Annotated in this window: 11 protein-coding genes; 1 reads left to right on the top strand and 10 read right to left on the bottom strand. The window is 74.3% G+C overall.

The window, feature by feature from the left end; all coding sequences use genetic code 11:
* Positions 1 to 2: 2 nt before the first annotated feature.
* The 6 genes from IF89_RS38015 to IF89_RS0115450 all read right to left on the bottom strand — a co-directional run bounded on the left by IF89_RS38015 (position 3) and on the right by IF89_RS0115450 (position 10,356).
* Positions 3 to 6,452: a type I polyketide synthase gene (locus tag IF89_RS38015; protein WP_199820508.1), complete on the bottom strand. Its 6,450-nt coding sequence runs from the start codon at positions 6,450 to 6,452 to the stop codon at positions 3 to 5.
* 53 nt (positions 6,453 to 6,505) lie between these two features.
* A complete protein-coding gene (locus IF89_RS41495) occupies positions 6,506 to 6,907 on the bottom strand; it encodes an acyl carrier protein (protein WP_030767205.1) in 402 nt (133 codons plus the stop codon).
* On the bottom strand, positions 6,904 to 7,440 hold the full coding sequence (locus IF89_RS38010; protein ID WP_051807092.1) for an FcoT family thioesterase: 537 nt from the start codon (positions 7,438 to 7,440) through the stop codon (positions 6,904 to 6,906). Before IF89_RS38010 ends, IF89_RS41495 begins: the two co-directional genes overlap by 4 nt.
* 2 nt (positions 7,441 to 7,442) lie before the next feature.
* A complete protein-coding gene (locus tag IF89_RS0115460) occupies positions 7,443 to 8,639 on the bottom strand; it encodes a cytochrome P450 family protein (protein WP_051807091.1) in 1,197 nt (398 codons plus the stop codon).
* Between the two features lie 53 nt (positions 8,640 to 8,692).
* Positions 8,693 to 9,583: a TauD/TfdA dioxygenase family protein gene (scoE, locus tag IF89_RS0115455; protein ID WP_030767195.1), complete on the bottom strand. Its 891-nt coding sequence runs from the start codon at positions 9,581 to 9,583 to the stop codon at positions 8,693 to 8,695.
* 65 nt (positions 9,584 to 9,648) lie between these two features.
* The gene (locus tag IF89_RS0115450; RefSeq protein WP_030767192.1) at positions 9,649 to 10,356 is read right to left on the bottom strand and encodes a lysophospholipid acyltransferase family protein; all 708 of its coding nucleotides are present in this window, start codon (positions 10,354 to 10,356) and stop codon (positions 9,649 to 9,651) included.
* 189 nt (positions 10,357 to 10,545) lie between these two features.
* Here IF89_RS0115450 and IF89_RS0115445 point away from each other — a divergent pair, with 189 nt between their 5' ends.
* Positions 10,546 to 10,797 (top strand): acyl carrier protein, encoded by a 252-nt coding sequence (locus IF89_RS0115445; RefSeq protein WP_030767188.1) that lies wholly within the window; start codon positions 10,546 to 10,548, stop codon positions 10,795 to 10,797.
* Between the two features lie 94 nt (positions 10,798 to 10,891).
* Here the strand turns inward: IF89_RS0115445 and IF89_RS0115440 are convergent, their stop codons facing one another.
* The 4 genes from IF89_RS0115440 to IF89_RS0115425 form a co-directional block, all read right to left on the bottom strand.
* A complete protein-coding gene (locus IF89_RS0115440; protein WP_234327768.1) occupies positions 10,892 to 12,685 on the bottom strand; it encodes a polyketide synthase in 1,794 nt (597 codons plus the stop codon).
* Entirely contained in the window at positions 12,682 to 18,909 is a 6,228-nt protein-coding gene (locus IF89_RS0115435) for a type I polyketide synthase (protein WP_030767181.1), read from the bottom strand. The genes IF89_RS0115440 and IF89_RS0115435 overlap by 4 nt, the downstream gene beginning before the upstream one ends.
* An 86-nt stretch (positions 18,910 to 18,995) precedes the next feature.
* Positions 18,996 to 20,177, bottom strand: coding sequence for a beta-ketoacyl synthase N-terminal-like domain-containing protein (locus tag IF89_RS0115430; RefSeq protein ID WP_030767177.1), 1,182 nt, complete (start codon positions 20,175 to 20,177; stop codon positions 18,996 to 18,998).
* A complete protein-coding gene (locus IF89_RS0115425) occupies positions 20,174 to 21,403 on the bottom strand; it encodes a beta-ketoacyl-[acyl-carrier-protein] synthase family protein (RefSeq protein WP_030767174.1) in 1,230 nt (409 codons plus the stop codon). Before IF89_RS0115425 ends, IF89_RS0115430 begins: the two co-directional genes overlap by 4 nt.
* Between the last annotated feature and the right edge of the window lie 10 nt (positions 21,404 to 21,413).

Below are 21,413 nucleotides of genomic sequence, written 5' to 3'. Positions count from 1 at the left end.
CGTCACAGATCCATCAGCTCGGCCAGTTCGGCGTCGGCGTCCGCGTCCGACAGCTCCCTGACGTCCGCCGGGTCCCGGCGTGCGGCGCCCTCGTCCGCGGCCGGCGGCGCGATCTCCTGGTCCAGGTACTCGGCCAGCAGCAGGATCGACGGGTGGTCGAAGACGATCGACGTCGGCAGCGGCACCTGGAAGCCCGCCTCCAGGGCGTTCTTCAGCTCGACCGCCACCAGGGAGTCCAGCCCCAGCTCGGTGAACTTCGCGTCCGCCGGGACGTCGTCGGCGCCCTCGAAGTGCAGGAGCACGGCGATCCGTTCGCGGATCAGTTCGTTGACCGTGGCCCGGCGCTCGGCGCGGGGCAGGGCCCGCAGCGCCTCCAGGTCGACGGTGCGCACCGCCGCGGCCGACGCCCGCGCCACCTCGCGGTAGAGCGCGCTCACCGCGGGCCGCCCCGACGCGTACCGGTCCCAGTCGAACTCGCCGACGGTGACGTGGGACTCGCTGCCGGCCAGCGCCTTGAACAGGCACCGCGCGCCGTCCGTCGGCTTCAGGAACCGCATGCCCTGGCCCTCGATGCCGCGGATCAGGTCGGCGCCCAGGTTCGCGGCCATGCCCACCTCGGCCCAGGGGCCCCAGCCGATGCTGAGGCCGGGCAGGCCCGCCGCGGAGCGCCACTGCATGACGGCGTCGACGAAGGCGTTGCCCGCCGCGTAGTTGCCCTGCGCCACCGGTCCCAGCACCGAGGCCACCGAGGAGTAGCCCACGAGGAACGGCTCCTCGGGGAAGGTCCGCAGGACCCGGTCGAGCTGCCAGGTGCCGAACACCTTCGCCTCGAAGACCTTCTCGATGCTCTCCCAGTCCATCGCCGAGACCGGCATGTCGGCCAGGACGCCCGCACCGTGGAAGACGCCCGCCAGCGGCCTGCCGGACGCCTTGAGGTCCTCGGCGATGCGCCGTACGTCCTCGGTGCGTGCGATGTCGCCCTGGTAGGCGGTCACGGACACGCCGTCGCCGAGGCCGGCCGCGATGGCCGCCGTCCGCTCGGCGGACACGGCCCGCCGGCTGACCAGGCCGATGTGCCGGGCGCCCAGGGCGACCAGGCGTTCGGCGGTGACGGTCCCGATGGCGCCCAGGCCGCCCGTGATCAGGTACGTCCGGTCGGCGGCGATCTCCACCGGGCGGGCCGGGCGGTCCCCCGGAGCGGTGAGGTCGAGGACGAGCTTGCCGATGTTCGCGCCCCGGCTGAGGACGCCGAAGGCCTCCTCGATCTCCTCCAGGGTGTACGTGGTCGTCGGGAGCGGCCGGATCTCCTCCCGCTCCAGGAGGCCGGCGACCCTCTCCAGGATCTGCTTGTTCACCGCGCGCAGCTCGTGCTCGGGGAACTCGCTGAGGTCGAAGTTGTGGTACGCCACGTCCGGCCGCGCCTCGCGCGCCTGCTCCGCCGACCAGATGCCGATCTTGCCGAGCTCCACGAAGCGGCCGCCACGGCCCAGCGCCCGCATGCCCTCGGCGATGTACTCCTTGTTCAGGCTGTTGAGGACGATGTCGACGCCCGCCCCACCGGTGATCTCCAGGACCCGCTCGGCGAACTGCGGGGAGCGGGAGTTCAGGACGTGCTCGACGCCCTGGGAGCGCAGGAGGGCCTGCTTGCGGGGGCTCGCCGTCGCGATGACCTCGGCGCCGGCGAGCTTCGCCAGCTGCACCGCGGCCTGTCCGACCCCGCCCGCGGCGGCGTGCACCAGGACCGTGTCGCCGGCCTTGATGCCGGCCAGGTCGTGCAGGGCGTAGTACGCGGTCACGTACGCGGTGGCCAGGCCGGCCGCCTCGGCGAAACCGACGTTGGCGGGCTTGCGGACGGCCATGGCCGACGGCACCGTCACCCGGCGCTTCATGCACCCGAGGTGGCTGAGGACCACCTCGTCGCCCGGGGCGAACTCGGCGTCCGGGCCGGCCGCGAGGACCGTGCCGGCGCCCTCGAAGCCCAGGGGCAGCCGCTGGTAGGGCACTCCGGTGTCCTCGGCGTGCTGCTTGAGCAGGCCGAGCGCGTTGAGGACGTCCTTGAAGTTGAGGCCGGCGGCGTGCACCTGGACCTGCACCTCGTCCCCCTGGGGGGCGGCGTCGGCCAGCGGCACCGGCTTGATGTTCGCGAATTCGCCGTACTCGGTCACGGTGAGCTCGAAGTTCGCGTCGTCGGCGGCGGCCGGCTCCACCGGGCGCAGCCGGCGGACGTGGCGGTTGCCCGCCCGGTAGCCGATCTGGAACTCCTCGGCCTCCGCGGCCAGCCACTCCTCGGCCAGCGACTGCGCGTCGCCGCCCTCGGGCAGGTCGACCAGGGTGACCTTGTACGTCGGGTACTCGCTCCACAGCGACAGGCCGAAGCCCCACAGGGAGGACGCGGGCACGGCACCGGCGCCCGGCTCGGGCACGTCGCCCGGCAGCCGCTGCGCCCCCTCGGTGACCAGCCACAGCCGCTGCTCGCGGCCGAAGCCCTGCTGCTCCAGCGAGGCCAGCAGGGCCAGCAGGTCCCGGTAGTTGGCCTCGGACTCGGCGCGCAGCCGCTCCTCGGTGACCGGGCCGGGCCGGGCGCGCCAGAACCAGGCGACGTCGGTGGGCCGGCCCGCCAGGGTTGCGGCCGCGTCGGCGGCCGAGGCGGCGTCGGGGGCGAAGGCCAGGGCGGCGTCGGCCGCCGCGAGCTCGGGGACGGCTCCGGCGAGGTCCGCCTCGTCGCGGCCGACCACCAGGAACCGGCGTGCGTCCTCCGTACCGCGGCGCACCAGGGAGCGCTTGGTCCAGCGCGGGGTGTGGAAGAAGCGGCGGCGGGGGCCGTCGGCGGTGCGGGCGACGCGCTTGAAGCCGAGGCCGCGTACGACGAAGAGCGGCCGGTCGCCCTCCAGCAGCAGCAGGTCGGCGGTCAGCTCTCCGGCCGCGGCCTGCGCACCCGTGATGCGCGCGAGGCTGCGCAGGGCTCCCTCCTTGGGCTTCTTCAGCAGTTGGAAGGTGCCGAAGGCGACCGGGAGATAGGTGTGCCCGTCGTCCAGGACGGCCGCCAGCGACTGGATGACGTTGTCCAGGACGGACGGCGGCATGTGCTCCACCGCACCGGCGGGCCGGCCCCGCAGCTGCGCGACGGCCACGCCGTCGCCCTCGCGGGCCAGCAGCTCGATGCGCCGGAACTCAGGGCCGTACTCCAGGCCGAGGTCGGCGAAGTCGGCGTACAGGTCGTCCGCGCGGCGCGCCGGCGGGACCGGCCCGTCCGGGTCGGCGGCTGCCCGTGCGGACAGTTCGGCGGCGGCCCGCTCCAGCTCGGGCAGCGGGGTCCAGCCGGCGCCGATCCGGGCGACGGCGTGCCGCCGCTCGATGATCCGGCCCGAGCCGTCGACCCGGCTGGCGATCTCCACCTCGGCACCGCCGTCGGGCCGCAGGGTCAGGCGCGTGCGGACCTCGGTCGGCCGCTCCTCGGTGAGGATCAGCGGTTCGAGGATCTCCACGCCCTCCAGCGGCCGGCCCGTCTCGCCGTACACGGCGTCCTGCAAAGCCAGCAGGATCTCGACGTAGCCCGCTCCGGGGAACACCACCTGGCCCATGACCACGTGGTCGGCGAGCTGGGCCGGGCGGTCGGGGGCGATCGTCGCCGCGAACTCGCGCACGCCCCGCTCACGGCCCGCGGCGTCGGTGACCTCCTCGCCGAGCAGCGGGTGGTGGACGCGCGAGGCGTCGGCCACCAGCTCCTTGGAGTGCCGGACGCCGTTGATCGGGAGCCAGTAGCGCTTGCGGTCGAAGACCGTGCGCGGCAGCGGGACCCGGCGGTGCGGGCGGCCCGTGTGGTAGCCGGCCCAGTCGATGCGCAGGCCCGCGGCGTAGACGTCGGCGAGCGCCTTGCGGGCCGTGGCGCCGCCGGTGTCCTCGGCGCCCGTGCTGGCCACCCACACGTGGTCGCGGGCGTCGAGGATGCGCCGCCCCAGGCCCAGCAGCGTCGCGGCCGGGCCGACCTCGATGAAGGCGTGGCGGCCGCGGGCGCCGATGGTCGCCATGCCGGCGCTGAAGTCGACGGGCTCGCCGATGTGGCGCACCCAGTACTCGGGGTCGGCCAGTTCCGCCGGATCGGCGATGCCACCGGTCAGGTTCGAGACCAGGGTCAGCTCGGGCACCCGGAAGTCGATCGTGGAGACGACCTCGCGGAACGCGTCGAACACCTCGTGCATGAGGGGCGAGTGGAAGGCGTGCGACACCGGCAGCGCCTTCGTCCTCACCCCGCGGGCGGTGAGCGCCGCGGTGATCTCGGCGAGGGAGGCGGTGCCGCCCGAGACCACGCAGTGGCCGGGGGCGTTGAACGCGGCGAAGGAGACGTCGGTACGGAACTCCAGCAGCGGCGCCACCTCCTCCGCGGGCGCGGTCACGGCGACCATGCCGCCGGGGGCGGTCACGGACTGCATCAGCCGGGCGCGGGCGGCGACCAGCCGTACGGCGTCCTCCAGCGAGAACAGCCCGGCGATCGCGGCGGCGACGACCTCGCCGATGCTGTGGCCGATCAGGACGCTCGGCTCGATGCCCCAGCTCAGCCAGAGCTTCGCGGTGGCGTACTCCAGGGCGAACAGCGCGGGCTGCGTCCAGCGGGTCTCGTGGATCACCGCGGCGTCCTCGGCGGTGCCCAGGACGAGGTCCTTCACCGACCGGCCGAGGGCCTGTGCGAACAGGCGGTCGCAGGTGTCCAGGTGCTCCCGGAAGACCGGGTACGCGTCGTACAGGGAGCGGCCCATCCCCGGGTACTGCGCGCCCTGACCGGTGAAGAGCAGGGCGACCTTGCGCAGGTCGGAGGCGGCCGCCGGGGGCTTGTCCAGGAGCGCCTCCAGCTCGGCGCGGTCGCGGACGACGCCGGCGAGGCGGGTGCCGAAGTGGGCGCGGCCGATGTTGCCCGTGTAGCAGAGGTCGGCGAGGTCGGCGTCCGGGTGGTCGGCCAGGAAGGCGCGGTAGTTCTGCGTCTGGAGCGCGAGGGCCTTCTCGCCCTTGGCCGAGAGGGTGAAGACGTGCCCCGGGTCGGCCTGCGCGGGCCGGTCCCGGTCCTGCCGGGCGGGCTGCCCGGCGGGGGCGGGCGGCTGTTCCAGCACGGCGGAGGCGATGGTGCCCTGGAAGCCGAAGGAGTTGATCAGGGCGCGGCGGACGGGCGCCTTCCATGCGCGGCCCTCGGCGGGCACCTCGACGGGCATGGTCGCCCACGGGATGTGCGAGGAGGGCTGCTCCACGTGCAGGTGCGGGTAGATCTCGCCGTTCTGCAGCTGGAGCGCGGCCTTGACGACGCCGCCGATGCCGGCGGCGGCCTCCATGTGGCCGACGTTGCTCTTGAGCGAGCCGACGACCAGGGGCGCGTCCGCGGTGTGGGAGCGGGAGAACACCCCGTTGATGGCGCCCATTTCGATGGGGTCGCCGAGCGAGGTGCCGGTGCCGTGCGCCTCGACGTAGGAGACGTCGGCGGGCTCCAGCATCGCCGCGGCCAGCGCGGCGCGCATCACCTGCTCCTGCGCGGAGCCGTTGGGGACGGTCAGGCCGCCGCTCTCGCCGTCCTGGCGAACCGCCGTGCCGCGGACCAGGGCGATCACGCGGTCGCCGTCGCGCAGGGCGTCCGACAGCCGCTTGAGGACGACCATGCCGCAGCCCTCGGCGCGGCTGTATCCGTCGGCCGAGTCGTCGAAGGTCTTGCACATCCCGTCGGGCGAGAGCATGCCCGCCTGGGAGAAGACGATGTGGTTGCGCGGGTGGTGGATGGCGTTGACGCCGCCGCACAGGGCGATCTCGCACTCGCCGCGCCGCAGCCCCTCGACGGCGAGGTGCAGGGCGACCAGTGAGGAGGAGCAGGCGGTGTCGATCGCCATGCTCGGGCCGCGCATGCCGAGGAAGTAGGAGATGCGGCCGGCCGCGACGCTGTGGGCCGTGCCGGTGCCGACGTTGGCGTCCAACTCGTCGTAGGCCAGGTCGTCGATCTCGATGGTGTAGTCGACGCAACTGATGCCGACGTACACGCCGCCGTTGCCGCCGCGCAGGCCGGTCGGGTCGATGTTGGCGTGCTCCAGCGCCTCCCAGGCGGTCTCCAGTACGAGCCGCTGCTGCGGGTCGATGTACTGGGCCTCCTTGGGGGAGATGTTGAAGAAGCGGGGGTCGAACCGGTCGATGCCGTCGAGGAAGCCGCCGCTGTGCGGCAGGATCCTGCCCTTGGCGTTCTCGCCGCCGGAGGCGAACTCGGCCACGTTCCAGCGGGACTCGGGGATGGGCCCGGTCCCGACGCCGCCGGCGCGCAGGAACTCGGTGAAGCCCTCGGGGGTGTCGTTGCCGCCCGGGAACCGGATGCCGGCCCCGACGATGGCAATGGGCTCGTACTTCTCCAGCATCAGCTCCTTCAGGAGCTGTTTGTGCTGCTGGAGAGCCTCACGGGACGCCTCCAGCTCATCCTGCGTGTTGGGCACGGTCTTTCCTCCAGATCCGGCAGAGCCGCGGGGGCCCTGCCGGAGAGACGTGGTCAGGCCTGGTAGAGGTCGCTCAGCAGGTCGTCGACCAGGGACTTGCGCAGGTCGGCCGCGGGAGGTTCCACCGCCGGGCCGGGGCCCGGCCCGGGCGCCCGCGCCCCGTCGAGGGGCTGTGTGAGCAGGTGGTCCAGGAGCCGGTCGACCGTCGGGCTGCCGAAGAGCACGGACGTGTCGATCGAGACGCCGAGTCCGGCCTCCAGCCGCTGCTTGATCTCGGTGGCGCGCAGCGAGGTCAGGCCCAGGTCGAAGTAGTTCTCGTCGAGCGGAACGGTTTCGTCCCCGGTCATCAGCAGGGCCGTGCGGAACTCCTGGACCACGAGGGCCTCCAGCTCCGTCCGCCACTCCGACCGGGGGAGCCGCCGGAAGCGGTCGGCCGCACGGGGGTCGAGGGTCATGGTCGCACCGCAGTCGTCGCAGTCGTCGGATGGGTGATGGCGATCTTCACTTCGCCGTGGCAGTTGCCGCCGCTCGCGTCCCAGTACCGGCAGGCGGTGTGGACGACGAGCAGCGGCTCGCGCAGGTCGCTGCCCTCCCACTCCACGACGTCCAGGATCCGGATCTCGCCCGAGAAGTGGCGGCCGCGCATGGCCCGTTTGAAGGTGCTGCGGAAGTCGGTGATGAGGAAGTCGGCCAGCTGGCGCTGCCAGTAGTCCTCCATGGACCAGTGCGCGAAGGACTCCAGGAGCCCGTCCTGCACCGACTTCGCGATGACGTAGTACAGCATCTGGTTGTAACAGATGTTGAACTCGACCGAGTTGAAGTGCCCGGTGTCGTCGATGTAGCACGACTGCGGGATCTCGAACTCGCACCGGGCCAAGACCGGTCCGGCCGGCCCGTCGCCCCCGGCCGTCACCTCGCACGACTTCAGGTACCGGCAGTGCTCCCGGTAGGGCCTCAGCACCTGCGCCAGCAGGTCGGTGTCGGTCATGGTCAGTAGCGGATCGGGATGGCCTTGGGGGCGCGGATGAGGTACGCCTCGCGCCACTGGACCGAGTCGGCCGGCGCGGCCAGCTCCAGGTCGGGCAGGCGCCGCAGCAGGGTCTCGATGGCGATGGCGATCTCCATGCGGCCCAGCTCCGAACCGGGGCAGTAGTGCGGGCCCTGGCCGAAGGCGATGTGCGTGAGGTTGGGCCGGTCGAAGTCGACCTCGGCCGGGTTCTCGAAGCGTGCCGGGTCGCGGTCGGCGGCCGCCATGGAGCACAGGACGACGTCGCCCTTCTTGATCTGCACTCCGCCGAGGGTCATGTCCTCGACGGCGAAGCGGCGCACGCCGGTGTGCGCGGTGCCGTAGAGGCGCAGCAGTTCCTCGACCGCCGCCGGGATCTCCTCGGGGTTCGCGCGCAGCCGTTCCAGTTTGGGCCGGTCGTTCAGCAGGGCGAGCATGCCGCCGCCGATCATGCCCACGGTGGTGTCGTAGCCGCCGAGCAGGACCATGAAGCCCAGGCCGATCAGCTCGTGGTCGTCGAGGTGCTTGCCCTCGTCGTCCGTCCAGGCGATCCAGTCGGAGAAGACGTCCTCGCCGGGACGGGCGCGCTTGTCGTCGATGAGGCGCTTGAGGAAGCCCAGCATCGTGGCGCCGGCCTCGCGCACGATCTCGGTGTTGATGCCCAGCATGGAGTCGGTCCAGTACTGGAAGTTCTCGCGGTCGGCGTCCGGCACGCCCATGATGTCGCCGGTGATGGTGATCGGCAGGGGCAGGGCGATCGCCGTCATGAGGTCGGCCTCGCCGTGCTCGCCCATCGCGTCGATGTAGCCCTCGGTCAGCTCGACCACGCGCTGGCGCAGGGCCCGCACCCGCTTGATCGCGAAGGACTTGTTCATGAACTTGCGCAGCCGCATGTGCTCGTCGCCGTCCGTGGTGGCGACGGTCTTCGTGCGGAACTCCGCGGGCAGCGGGAGGTTGCGGTAGTCCTCACCGGCGTGCTCTATGTTCCGGGCCAGACGCCGGTCGGCGAGTGCGTCCCGGGTCTCCTCGAAGCCCGTGACCAGCCATGCCGGGAAGCCCTCCGGGGTCATGATGCGGTGGACGGGCCCTTCCTTGTGCAGCGCGGCGTAGGTCCCGTAGGGGTCGCGCATGTACTGCTGGTCGAACACCTCGTGGGCGACCGGGCACTGGGGAGCGGTCATTCTTCACCTCTGTTGGGCGGGACTCGTGGGGGCCTGCGGGGACGCGCGCGGCGTCAGGCGCCGATGCCCTCGTAGAAGGGGTACTGGTCGTACACGGTCACGCGGTGCGAGACGGCCGGCTCCGGGGTGGTGGTGTGCAGGGCGCGGTGGACGAGGCTGCGGTTGTCCCAGACGAGGAGGTCGCCCTGCTCGAAGGTCTGCAGGTGGATGTTCTCGTGCCGGAAGGTGTCGTCGAGCTGGCCGCTCGCCTCCAGGAGGGCGGTCAGCAGGGACGGGTCCAGCGCGTCGCCGTCCGCGTCGATGAGACCGGTGGTGAAGCCCTCGCTGATGTAGAGGACGGTCTCGCCGGTGGCGGGGTGCTTGAAGGCGGTCGGGTGCGGCGACGGCGGCGTCTTGGCCTGGATCTCGTCGACCAGTTCGCCGACGGGGCGGTAGACGTCCTCGGGGCGGATCTTGAAGTAGCGGCTGACGTTCTGGACCGCACGGGTGCCCTCGACGGCCTGCTTCAGCTCGTCGGACAGGCCCTCGTAGGCGCGGCCCATGTCGATGAAGTAGGTGCCGCGGTTCTTCTTGGGGACGACCTGCGGGTAGATCAGCGTCAGTCCGAAGGGGTTCGGCATGAACTGGTAGTCCGCGTGCCAGAACTTGCCCGTCTTCGGGACGCCGACCTGGGTGCCGTCCGCGCTCGCCACGTTGGAGGACACGAAGATCTCGGAGACCTCCGGGTGCTGGTACATGGGCTCGTAGTACGTCTCGACGGTGCCGAGACGGCGGCCGAGGTCGGCGAATTCCGGGGAGGACAGGTGCTGGTTGCGCAGCACGACGATCTTGTCGCTGTAGACGCGGTTCTTGATCTCTTCGAAGTCCGCTTCCGTGGCGGTGTGGAGATCGAATTCCTCAACGGTGACGCCGAACTTCTTGTCTTCCTGGCGGAGAATCTTCACGAGAACCTCTCTCGGGGGTCAAGTCGCGCTCGGACCGAGACTATCGGCGGCGGCTAAAGCCGTTCTTATTCCGGGCTTGCCGCCGCGGCCCGGGATTCTGCCGCAGCCCTGCTCTTGACGGTCGCGGCATACATGTCCACGTATTCCTGGCCGGTCAGGGCGGATATCTCCTGCGTGATCCGGTCCGTCACCGAGCGGCGCACCCGGCGGTCGTCCGCGCGCCCGGCGTGCTCGGGGAAGGTCATGGGGGCGCCGAAGCGGACGTCGAAGCGGGCGACATGGAGGCGCTTCGCGCCCGCCGGGTGCACCCGCTCCGTCCCGGTCAGCCCGCACGGCACCACCGGCGCCCCGCTGCGCAGCGCGAGCCACGCCGTGCCCGTGTTCCCCTTGTACAGGCGGCCGTCGGGCGACCGGGTGCCCTCGATGTGGACGCCGATCCCGTCCCCCTCGCGCAGGATCCGCAGGGACGTCTCCAGGCCCGCCATGGTCGCGGAACCGCTCGTGCCGTCCACGGAGACCATCCCGACGGCACGGAAGAACAGGCCCTGGAGCCGGCCCTTGAGGCCGGGCATCTCCAGCCACCCCTGCTTGCCGATGAAGTACAGGCGCCGCGGGGTGAGCAGTGCGACGAATATCGAGTCGAAAAAGGACAAGTGGTTCGCGGCGATGATGAAGGGTCCGGAATCCGGCACGTTCTCGACACCGCTGACGCGGGGCCGCAGGACGAGCTTGAGCGGAATGAGGAGAAGCCGCCTCAGCAGCATCCGGAGCATGCGCAGGTCTCCCTCTCTGAACGTCTCGGCCGAGCGTTCACCGGGGAATATAGGAGCGGTCGACGGGGCGGGCAAGACTGGTTTAGTGCCGCGGTCAGCCGGATGAAAGGATCGCTTTAGCGGGGCGTAGTGCGCCGGTTGTTAGGCTGCTGCGCGTTTCACTGCTCAGAAACCAGAGACGAGGATGTCGTGCCCCAGCCCGCCGATCTTGCTTCCGTCCGTGCCTTCGTCGAGCGCGAGCTCGTCGACTTCGGGGCGGAGCCCGACGCGATCACGGACGAGGCCAGGCTGGAGGAGCTGGAGATCGACTCGCTCGGAGTCGTCGAGCTCACCGCCTCCCTCAAGCGCGAGTTCGGCGTCGACGTACCCCTGGAGGCGCTCACCAAGGACCTCACGGTCACCGCGGTCGTCGCCCTGATCCGGCAGGCCGCGGCCGCCTGACCGGCCGCCTGACACGCCGGCACCGCGCAGGCAGGGCCGGCCCCGGATCGGCATCCGGGGCCGGCCCTTCCCGCGTACCCGCGGACGGGAGCGGTCAGCCCGCAGCCGGGCGCTCCGCGTCGAACGGCGCGTAGCGCCGCCGTTCCCACGGGTACGCCGGCAGGTCGGCGACCCGGCGCGGCAGGTCCGCGAAGCCGGGGGCCTCCTGCGCCGCGACCTCCCTCACCTCCGGCGCCGCCGCGCCCTCCGCGACGGCGGTCAGGGCGGCCGCCGCCCGGTGCCGGTCGGGCGCCTCGACCCGGATCCGCGTGGCCAGCGCCGTACGGCCGTGCGTGAGCGTGTACGCGAAGGCGGCGTACTCCTCGTCCTTGACGCCGGCCAGCCGGGCGGCCAGCCGCGCCGCGTACGCCCGCAACGCCGCCGGGGTCCGGGCCGACACCTCGAAGCCCCGCACGTCGACGGCCGGGGCGCCGGCCACCGGGTCCGGCGCGCCCAGCACGACGTGCGCGTTGGTACCGCTCATGCCGAAGGAGCTGACACCCGCGTACGTGCCCGCGCCGGCCGGCCACGGCTCCAGGGCGGTCGGGATCCGCAGGCCCGTCCCCGACAGGTCGATGCGCGGGTTCAGGGTGGTGAAGTGCGGTACGGGCGGCACCGCCCGGTGCCGCAGGCTGAGCACGGCCTTGATCAGGCCCAGCACGCCCGCCGCCGACTCGGTGTGGCCCAGGTTCGCCTTGGCCGAGCCGAGCAGCACCGGCGCGCCGCCGCCGGGCCGGCCCACGGCCGCGGCCAGCGCCTCCACCTCGATGGGATCGCCCAACGACGTGCCGGTGCCGTGGGCCTCCACGTGGCCGATGTCGGCCGGACCGAGGCCCGCCTCCGCCAGCGCCCGCTCCACCAGCCGGGTCTGCGCCAGCACGTTGGGCGCGGTGAAGCCCGAGGCCCGCCCGTCGTGGTTGACGGCCGAGCCGTGGATCACCGCGTGCACCCGGTCCCCGTCGCGCACGGCGTCCGCCAGCCGCTTGAGGACCACGATCCCGCAGCCCTCGGAACGGGTGAAGCCGTTGGCGCGCGCGTCGAAGGGACGGCACACCCCGTCCGGGGACAGGGCACCCGTACGCGCCGCGAGCGCGGTCCCGTGGGGGGACAGCACCAGGTTCACCCCGCCGGCCACCGCGATGTCGCACTCGCCGCTGCGCAGTGCCTGCCGGGCCAGATGGACCGTCACCAGCGAGGACGAGCAGGCGGTGTCCACGGCCATGGCCGGGCCGGTCAGGCCCAGCGTGTGCGCGAGCCGCCCGGCGGAGAAGCAGTGCCCGTTGCCGGTCGCCCAGTACGAGTCGGGGCCCTCGCGCATCCACTCGCGGTAGTCCTGGCCGGTGATGCCCACGTACAGGCCGGTGGCGGCGGCCGCCGCCCGGCCGGCGGGGATGCCGGCGTCGTCCAGGGCCTCCCACACCACTTCGAGCAGCATCCGGTGCTGCGGGTCCAGCGAGCGACCCTCGCGGGGCGCGACACCGAAGAAGGGCCCGTCGAAGTCCAGCACGTCGTCGAGGAACCCGCCCCGGTGCGGCACCTCGTCCCAGGCGTCCCCGAAGGGGGCCCGCCGGGACTCGGGGATCGGGCGCACCGCGTCCGTTCCCGACGCCAGCACCTGCCAGTAGCCGTCGAGGTCCTCGATGCCGCCGGGGGCGCGCAGGCCGATGCCGACGACCGCGACCGGCTGGGAGCCCCGCAGCGCCGCCAGCTCCTCGCGCAGGGCGCGGATGGTCTCCATGGCCCGGCCGACCGGCGTGGCGCGGGGCGCCGCCGCCCCGCCGCCGTCCTGCCCCTGCGCCGGCCCGCGCGTGTGCCCCTGCGTGCTCGTCCGCTCGTGCTCCACCGTCACGCCTCCTGCTCCGCGAGTCGCTCCACCAGCGCGCCGGCCAGCGGCCGCAGCGCCCCGTACGTCCACAGGAGCGTCGGCGACAGCCGCAGCCCCAGATCGGCCTCCAGCCGGTTGCGCAGCTCCAGGCTCATCAGCGAGTCCAGGCCGAGGGACTTCAGCGGCGTCTCGCGGTCGATGGTGTCCGCCGACAGCCGCAGCACCCGGCCGGCGAGCTGCCGTACGCGCTCCTCGACCACCGCGTGCCGCTCCTCCTCGGGGCAGGCGTCCAGCAGCTGCCGGAAGTCCCCGGTCGTACCGGAACCCGGTTGCCCCGCGGTGCGCAGCAGGCTCCAGCTGGGCCGCCCCGCCGCCGCCGGGTACGTCTCGAACCAGCGGCGGGTATCCAGGGCGACATAGCCGACGACGCTCTCGCCGTCGGCGAGGAAGGACTCCAGCGCCCGCCAGGCCTCCGCCGCCTCGAAGCCGTCCATGCCGCGGTCCGCGAGGCGCTCGCCGCGCTCTGCGGACCGGGCCGCCAGGCCGATCCCCTCGAACGTGCCCCACTGGACGCTGAGCGCGGGCCGGCCGGCGGCCCGCCGCCCCACGGCCAGCGCGTCCATGAAGGTGTTGGCCGCCGCGTAGACGGACTGGCCGACGTTGCCGACGAGCCCGGCGGCGGAGGAGAACAGCACGAACAGGTCCAGCGGGTCGTTCGCCGTCAGCCGGTCCAGTGCGGCCGCGCCGTCGACCTTCGGTGCCAGCACCCGGGCCGCACCCGCCGCGTCGAGGTGGCGCACGACGGCGTCCGACAGGACGCCCGCCGCATGGAACACGCCGCGCAGCACCGGCAGTTCGGCGCGTATCCGGGCGAGCGCCAGGTCCAGGGAGGTGGCGTCGGCGACGTCCGCGTGCACCACCGTGACCTCGGCGCCGGCCGCGCGCAGCGCCGCGATCCGGTCCGCCGCGTGCGGGCCGGGCTCCGAACGGCCCAGCAGGGCCAGGGCGGTGGCGCCGCGTTCCACCAGGTGCTCGGCCAGGGAGAGTCCGAGGTCGCCCAGCCCACCGGTGATCAGGTAGGTGCCGTCGGAGCGGAACCGACCGTACGGCAGCGGGTCCGCCACCACCCGGTCGACGGTCTGCGGGCCGTACAGCACGAACTTGCCGATGTGGTCGCCGTGCGACATGGCGCGCAGCGCCTCTGCCGCCTGGTCGAAGGTGTACTGGGTGACGGGCAGGGCGGTGAGCCGGCCGGCCTCCACCTCGTCCCAGACCGCGCGGAAGAGGCGGGCGAACCGCCGGGGCCGGCGCATGACGAGCCCCTCCAGATCCACGGCCGCGAAGCTGACGCCCTTGCGGAAGGGCGCGAGTCCCAGCGTGCGCTCCCCGTGGATGTCCTTCTTGCCGACCTCGACGAAGCGGCCGTCCTCGGCGAGCACCTCCAGGCCGCGCGGGATGGCGGCGCCGGTCAGCGAGTTGAGGACGACGTCGACGCCGCGGCCGCCGGTGCGTTCCATCACGGCGTCCGCCCAGGACAGGTCGCGGGAGTCGTAGACGTGTTCGACGCCCAGTTCCCGCAGGTAGGCGCGCTTGGCCGCGCTGCCCGCCGTCGCGATGACCTCGGCGCCCAGCAGCCGGGCCACCTGCACGGCCGCGAGGCCCAGGCCGCCCGCTGCCGAGTGGACCAGGACGGTCTCGCCCGGCTCGGTGCGGGCCAGGTCGTGCAGCGCGTACCAGGCGGTCGCCAGGACCAGCGGCAGCGCGGCGGCGTCCTCCTGCGTCATCTCCTCGGGCACCGGCCGGGCATGGTCGGCGCGGACGGTGACGTGGGAGACGATCGCGCCGAAGACGCACGCCACCACCCGGTCGCCGACACGGAACCCGCTCGTGCCCGGGCCCACCGAGACGACCCGGCCGGAGCAGTCGCCGCCGAGCAGCTCCTTGCCGCCGCCCTCGTCGGGGTAGGTGCCCACGGCCTTCATCACGTCGATGAAGTTGAGGGAGGCCGCGTCCACCTCGATCTCCACCTCTCCCGGCCCCGGCCGGCGGCGCACCAGCGGCAGGTAGCGCAGGGACTCCCACAGTCCGGGCCGCGGACCCGGGTGCAGCCGGAACGGCTGCCGGCCCGTGCAGGGCAGCGGCGCCGCGGAGTCGTCCGGGCGGTGCCCGCCGCGCTCCAGCCGACCGGCCAGGCGCCGCTCCCCGCGGACGAGGACCTGGTCCTCGCGCTCGGCGTCCAGCAGCTCCCGCACCACGGCGGCCGCCCACCCGCCGTCCCCCGCGGTGTCCACCAACCGGGCCGCCAGCCCCGGGTGCTCGCCCTGCACCACCCGTACGAATCCCCAGTACAGGGCCGCTGCGGGATCGGGCACCTCGGTGGCCGAGGCGGCCTGGGCCCGCGTGGTCAGCACCGTCAGGCGGGGCGCCACCGGCCGGTCCGCGCAGGCGGCGGCGAGCGCCCCGAGGGCCAGCAGGCCCGCCCGCTGCTCCTCCCCGCCCGCCGACCGGTCCGGGGCGACGAAGACGACCTCCCCACCGTCGGCGGCGCGCAGCGCCTCGGCCCAGGACCCGGTCTGCCCGGCCCGGGCCGGCGGCAGCGTCACGGCGGTCGCGTCGAGCGCGCCGGCCAGTTCGGCGGCGGCGGCGCGCGCCGAGTCCGGGCCGCACACCAGCCACGGCCCCCGCTCACCGCCCGGTCCGGCGTACGGGCGTTCGCGGAAGCCGAACCGGTGCACCCGCTCGGGGGCCGGCCCGCGGTCCCCGCCCGAGGCCAGGCGGCGCAGTTCGAGCCCGCTCACTCGGGCCACCGGCTGCCGGTCCGGCCCGAAGAGGGCCAGGTCGACCGGGCCACCGGGCCGGCGCACCGCGTGCACCCACAACTCCGTCAGCTCCGAGGGCCGCCCCGGCAGCAGCGCGAGCCGCTCGATCGCGACGGGCACCACCGTGTCCTCGTGCCCGCACAGCGCGAGGGAGACCTGGAAGGCCCCGTCCCACAGCGCGGGATGCAGGACGAACCGGCGGGCGCCGGGCCGGCACTGCTCGGCCAGGGTGACCCGGCCGAGGGCCTCCCCGCCGTGCACGCGCAGTTCGCGTACGCCCTGGAACGCCGGGCCGTACCGCAGGCCGCGGGCGGTGCAGGACCGGTAGAAGGCGGCGCCGTCGACGGCCGACTCCCGCAGCAGGTCGGTGGGGAAGACCGGCGGTTCGGCCTGCTCGGCCCGGTAGGAGGCGTGCGCCGTCACGTGACGGGTCCAGCCGTCGGCGCCGTCGGGCAGCGACAGCACCTCCAGGGCCGCGCCCTCGCCGGAGTCCTCCCGCCACACCCCGCCCAGGTGCAGCCCGCCGTCGGGAAGCGTCATGTCGCTGAGGAAGGACAGGCCGCGCAGCGACTGCGGGACCCCGCCGGTACGGGCGGCCGCCGTGCCCAGGCACAGCTCGATGGAGGCCGCGGCCGGTACGACGACGGCGTCGTGCACCTGGTGGTCGGCGAGCCACGGGTGGGAGCCGGTGCCGATCTCGGTGGTGCCGTGCCAGGTGCCGGCCTCGGTCGGCAGCGGGGCGAGGGGGAAGGCGAACGCCGCGGAACGGCCCGTCCCGCGCTGCTGCGCCCCGACCCAGTAGCTCTCGCGCTGCCAGGGGTAGGCGGGCACGCCCGCGTCCCGCGACGCCGGGCGCGGCCCGTACGCCGTCAGGCCGGCGACGTGGGCCTGCGCGAAGCTCTCGGCGAGGTCCTCGGGGGCGCCGCGGTCGCGGTGCAGGGTGCCCAGCACGGCCGGCGGCTCCTTGCGCAGCGCGCCGATCTGCTCCAGCGCCGGCACCAGGACGGGGTGCGCGCTGACCTCCACGACGTGGGTGACGCCCTCGTCGAGGAGGGTGTCGAGGGCCTGTGCGAAGCGCACCGGGCGGCAGAGGTTCTCCACCCAGTACGCGCCGTCCATCTCCGGGCCCGCCAGCTCCTCGGCGCGCACCGTCGACATGAGGGGGACCGATCCGGGGCCCGGCCGGACCGGGGCGAGGACCTCGTGCAGTTCCTCGGCGAGGTCGAGCATGAGCGGGCTGTGGGAGGCGTAGTCGACGTTGATCAGGCGGCAGTACGTCCCGTCCGCCTCCAGGAGCTCCTTCAGCAGCAGCACGGAGTCGCCGTCGCCGGAGAGCACGCAGGAGCTGGGCCCGTTGTGCACGGCCAGCGCCACGCAGTCCTCGAAGCCCTCCAGGGCGGCGGCGGCCGCGTCCGCGTCGAGGTCGACGGCGAGCATGCGGCCCGTTCCGGCGGCGGTGCGCAGCAGGACGGCGCTGCGCCGGGCGACGACGAGGGCGGCGTCCTCCAGGGAGAGGATCCCCGCCACGGTGGCGGCGGCGATCTCGCCCTGGCTGTGGCCGACGACGACGTCCGGCTCGACACCGGCCGCCCGCCAGGCGGCGGCCAGGGCGACGGAGACCGCCCACAGCACCGGCTGGACGATGTCGACGCGACCCATCCAGGCGTCGCCCGCGGCGCCGGTGAGCACCTCGGTCAACGACCACTGCGTGTGCGGGGCGAGCGCCTCGGCGCACCGGTCGACGACGGCGGCGAAGGCGGGGTCCTCGGCGTACAGCCGGGCGCCCATGGCGGCCCACTGGGAGCCCTGGCCGGGGAAGACGAAGGCGGTACGGCCGCGGTCCCGGGCCCGGCCGGCGGCGGTGCCCGACGAGGTGACCTCCGGGTCGGCGGTGTAGGCGTCGAGCGCCGCGCGCAGTCCGTCGCCGTCCGTGGCGACGAGACCCGCCCGGAAGGGGAACTGGTCGCGCTGCCAGCCGAGGGTGGCGGCGATCTCGCGCGGATCGGCGCCCGGTGCGTCGAGGGCCCCGCGCACGTCGCGGGCGCGCTGGACGAGCGCCGCCTGGCTGTGGGCGCTCAGTGGCAGGACGAAGGGCGCCCGGCCGCGGTCCCGCGGTGCGGCCCCGCCCGCCGGCCCGTCGGCCGGCGGGGCGGCGGTGATCACGGCGTGGGCGTTGGTGCCGCCCCAGCCGAAGGAGCTGACGCCCAGGTAGACCGGCCCGCCGTCGGTGGGCAGTGCCAGCGGCTCCCGTACGACCTCCAGGCCCAGTTCGCCGAAGGGGATGTCGGGGTTGAGCTCGGCGGAGTGCAGGCTGGGCGGCACGACGCCGTGCTTCAGCGACAGCACCACCTTGAACAGTCCGGCGAGCGCCGCCACCGGTTCCAGGTGCCCGATGTTGGTCTTCACCGACCCGATGCCCAGCGGGCGGCCGGCCCGCTCCGGGGCCTGTCCCAGCACCCGGCCGAGGGCGGTCGCCTCGACCGGGTCGCCCGCGCGGGTGCCGGTGCCGTGCGCCTCCACGTACGCGACCCGGTCCACGGGGATCCCCGACCCGGCGTAGACGCGGCGCAGCAGGTCCTCCTGGCCGGCCGGGCTGGGTGTCACGAGGCTGGTGCCGCCGCCGTCGTTGTTCGAGGCGGTGCGCACGATCACGGCGTGCACCCGGTCCCCGTCCCGGCGGGCCCGTTCCAGCGTCTTGAGGTAGACGGCCGCCACCCCCTCGCCGCGTACGAAGCCGTCCGCACCGGCGCCGAAGGCGCTGCACCGGCCCTTCGGGGAGAGGCCGCCGAAGTGGGTGAGGCCGATGGTCACGTCCGGGGTCAGCATCAGGTTGGCCGCGCCGACCAGCGCGCCGTCCACGTCGCCCGCCCGGATGGCCTGGCAGGCCAGGTGCAGGGCGACGAGGGAGGAGGAGCAGCCGGTCTCCAGGGTCAGGCTGGGGCCGGTGAGCCCGAGGAAGTAGGAGATGCGCGCGGACAGCATGTCGAGCGCGTTGCCGGAGATGGAGTGCTGGGTCGGACGGGCGCCGCGGTCCTCGCGCAGCCGTTCGTAGTCCTGCCACAGGCCGCCGAAGTAGACGCCGGTCCGGGTGCCGCTCAGGCTCGCGGTGGATATGCCGGCGTCCTCCAGCGCCAGCCAGCTGGTCTCCAGCATCAGCCGCTGCTGCGGGTCGAGGACCTCCGCCTCGCGCGGCGAGACCCCGAAGAAGGCGGCGTCGAACTCGTCGATGCCTTCGAGGAAGCCGCCGTGGCCCTGGATCTCCTTCTCCGGGTCCAGGGGCTGGTCGGTCCGCCACCGGGCCGACGGGATCGGGCGGATCGCGTCGCCGCGGTCCATCAGCAGGTCCCAGAACCGGTCCGTGTCGGGAGCCTCGGGGAATCGCCCCGCCATCCCCACGATGGCGATCAGCTCAGCCGGGTCGTGATGCACTTCCTACCTCCGTACGGCAGGGGCCGGAGCTCCGGTTCTCCCTGGTTCGTTCATGGGTTCTGGTACGCGGGCCGGGCGGGCCGGGCCTAGGCGGTGCGCAGCACCACGGCCGAGGCCTGGCCGTGCCCGTCGGTGGTCAGGACCAGCGCGGGCCCGGCCGGCAGGTCCCGCGGGAAGTCCGCGGTCGCGACGGCGGGCAGGTCCGGGTCCGGGCGGCCCCGGCCCGGCGTGGGCGGGGCGCACCGGTCGGCCAGGGCCCGGGCGGTCAGGGCGACCTGGAGCAGGGTGGTGGCGCCCGCGCAGTCCCCGAGCGCGCCGAAGGGGCTGTGGACGGCGGCGGAGCCGACGGCCGCGTGCAGCGTGAAGGCCTCCGCGCGGTCGGTGTCCGGGTCGCCCGAGGCGGAGGAGCAGACGAGGGAGAGGTCCGCGGCCACCACTGCGGCCTCGCCCAGGGCCGCGGCCACGGCGGGAGCGGCGGAGCCCGCTCCGTCGGGGCCGCCCCGCAGGGTGCTCAGGCCCGCGATCTCCGCGTGCACCCGGGCGCCCCGCGCCCGCGCCCGTGCGGCGTCCTCCACGACGAGCACCACGGCCGCCTCGCCCGGCGGTGCACCGGCCCGGTCCGCGCCGAACGGCCCGGCGGTGCCAGCCCGTTCGGCGGCGGCCAGCCGCAGCGGGTCCAGAACGTCCACGGCCGCCACGAGCACGGCCTGCGCCTGCCCGGTACGGACGTGGTCGGCGGCGACGGTCAGCGCGTGCGCCCCGGAGCAGCGCCCCGCCGTGACGGTGACGATGCTCCCCTGCGCGCCTGCGGCGATGGACAGGTCCGAGGCCGCGGCGTTCAGGCTGCCCTGCGGGCCGGCGTACGGGCTGACCAGCTCGGGGCCCAGGGTCAGGCCGTCGCGCATCACACGCAGGTAGCCCGTCAGACCGCCGGCGGCGGTGGCCAGGACGACGGCCGTCTCCTCCGGGTCCGGGGCGGTGCCCGGCCCGAATCCGGCGTCCTGCCAGGCGAGCGCCCCGAGGCGGGAGACCAGCAGGGACTCCCGGCTGAGCGCCCGCAACCGCTTGCGGTCGAAGGCCGGCTGGTCCGGAAGGTCGTCGGCGAGCGCACCGGCCGGGGCCTTCACGACACCCGGGTACAGGCCGTCGGTGGCGGTGACCGGCGCGAGGCCGACCCGCCCGGCCAGCAGCGCCTCCCAGGTCGCGTCGAGGCTGCCGCCGAGCGGACTGGCCAGCGCGATGCCGGTGACGGCGGCCGTGGGGCTCATCGTGCGCTCCCTGATGTGCTCGTGCGGGTGAAGACGGTGCATGCGGTGTTGCCCCCGAAGCCGAAGGCGTTGTTCACGGCGACCCGCACCGGCCTCTCGCGCGCCTGTCCGCGGACGACGTCCACGGCGCACTCCGGGTCCAGCTCGACCAGGTTGGCGGTGGGCGGGACCAGTCCGTCGCGCAGGGCCAGGACGCAGGCCACGGCCTCGATGGCGCTGGCCGCGCCCTGGGTGTGCCCGAGGGCCCCCTTCAGGGAGGTGACGGCGGGCGTGCGGGGACCGAAGACGTCCCGCAGGGCCCGGGCCTCCACCCGGTCGTTGGAGGGGGTGCCGGTGCCGTGGGCGCTGACGTGGTCGACCCGGTCGGGGGAGATGCCGGCGGCCTTCAGGGCCCGCAGCATGGAACGGCGGGCGCCGCTGCCCTGCGGGTGCGGGGCCGTCATGTGGTGGGCGTCGGACGCGGAGGCCCAGCCCGCCAGTTCGGCGTGGACGTGCGCGCCGCGCCGGCGGGCGTGCTCGTACGACTCCAGGACCAGGGCGGCCGCGCCCTCCGAGACGATCAGGCCCGCCCGGTCCCGGTCGAAGGGCCGCAGGACGTCGGGGGACAGCGAGCGGAGGCTGGCGAACATCATCATGATGCCGCTGGACAGTTCGTCGACACCGCCGGCGACCATCACGTCGGCGCGGCCCGCCCGGATGGTGTCCGCGGCGTGCGCGAGCGCGCTGTTGCCCGAGGCGCAGGCGGTGGCGACCGCCAGGCCCGGTCCGAGGAAGCCCAGTTCACGGGCCACCGCGTCGGTGAGGTCCGGTGCCCGCGTCGGCCCGGGGGGCGGCTCGGCGGCGCCGTGCCCGGCGCGGTGGAAGCCGGTGACCGCCGGTTCGAGCCCGGCGCGGCTGCCGAGGAGGGTGCCCAGGCAGACGCCGGCCCGGTACGGGTCGCCGGTCCACCGGGGGATCCCCGCGTCGGCCGCCGCCGCGGCCGCCGCTGCCGTGGCGAGCGCCAGGCTGCGCTCCCCGCCGGCCCGCGGCGCGTCGAAGCCGGTGACCTCCCCGGCCAGGGCGGCCGGGAAGTCGGCCGCGTCGGGACGGGTCAGCGGGCCCGTGCCGACCACCCCCCGGAGCGCGGCGTCCCAGAAGTCCGCCACGGTCGTCCCGATCGGCGTGAGCACGCCGAGCCCGGTGACGACCACCCGTGCGGGGCCCGACTGCGCTGTCGTCGCTGCCATCAACGCGCTC

The sequence above is a fragment of the Streptomyces sp. NRRL F-2664 genome (assembly GCF_000719345.1).
GTDB lineage: Bacteria > Actinomycetota > Actinomycetes > Streptomycetales > Streptomycetaceae > Streptomyces.
The sequence above is the reverse complement of the archived record's forward strand: the minus strand, read 5'-3'. Positions and strand labels throughout refer to the sequence as shown.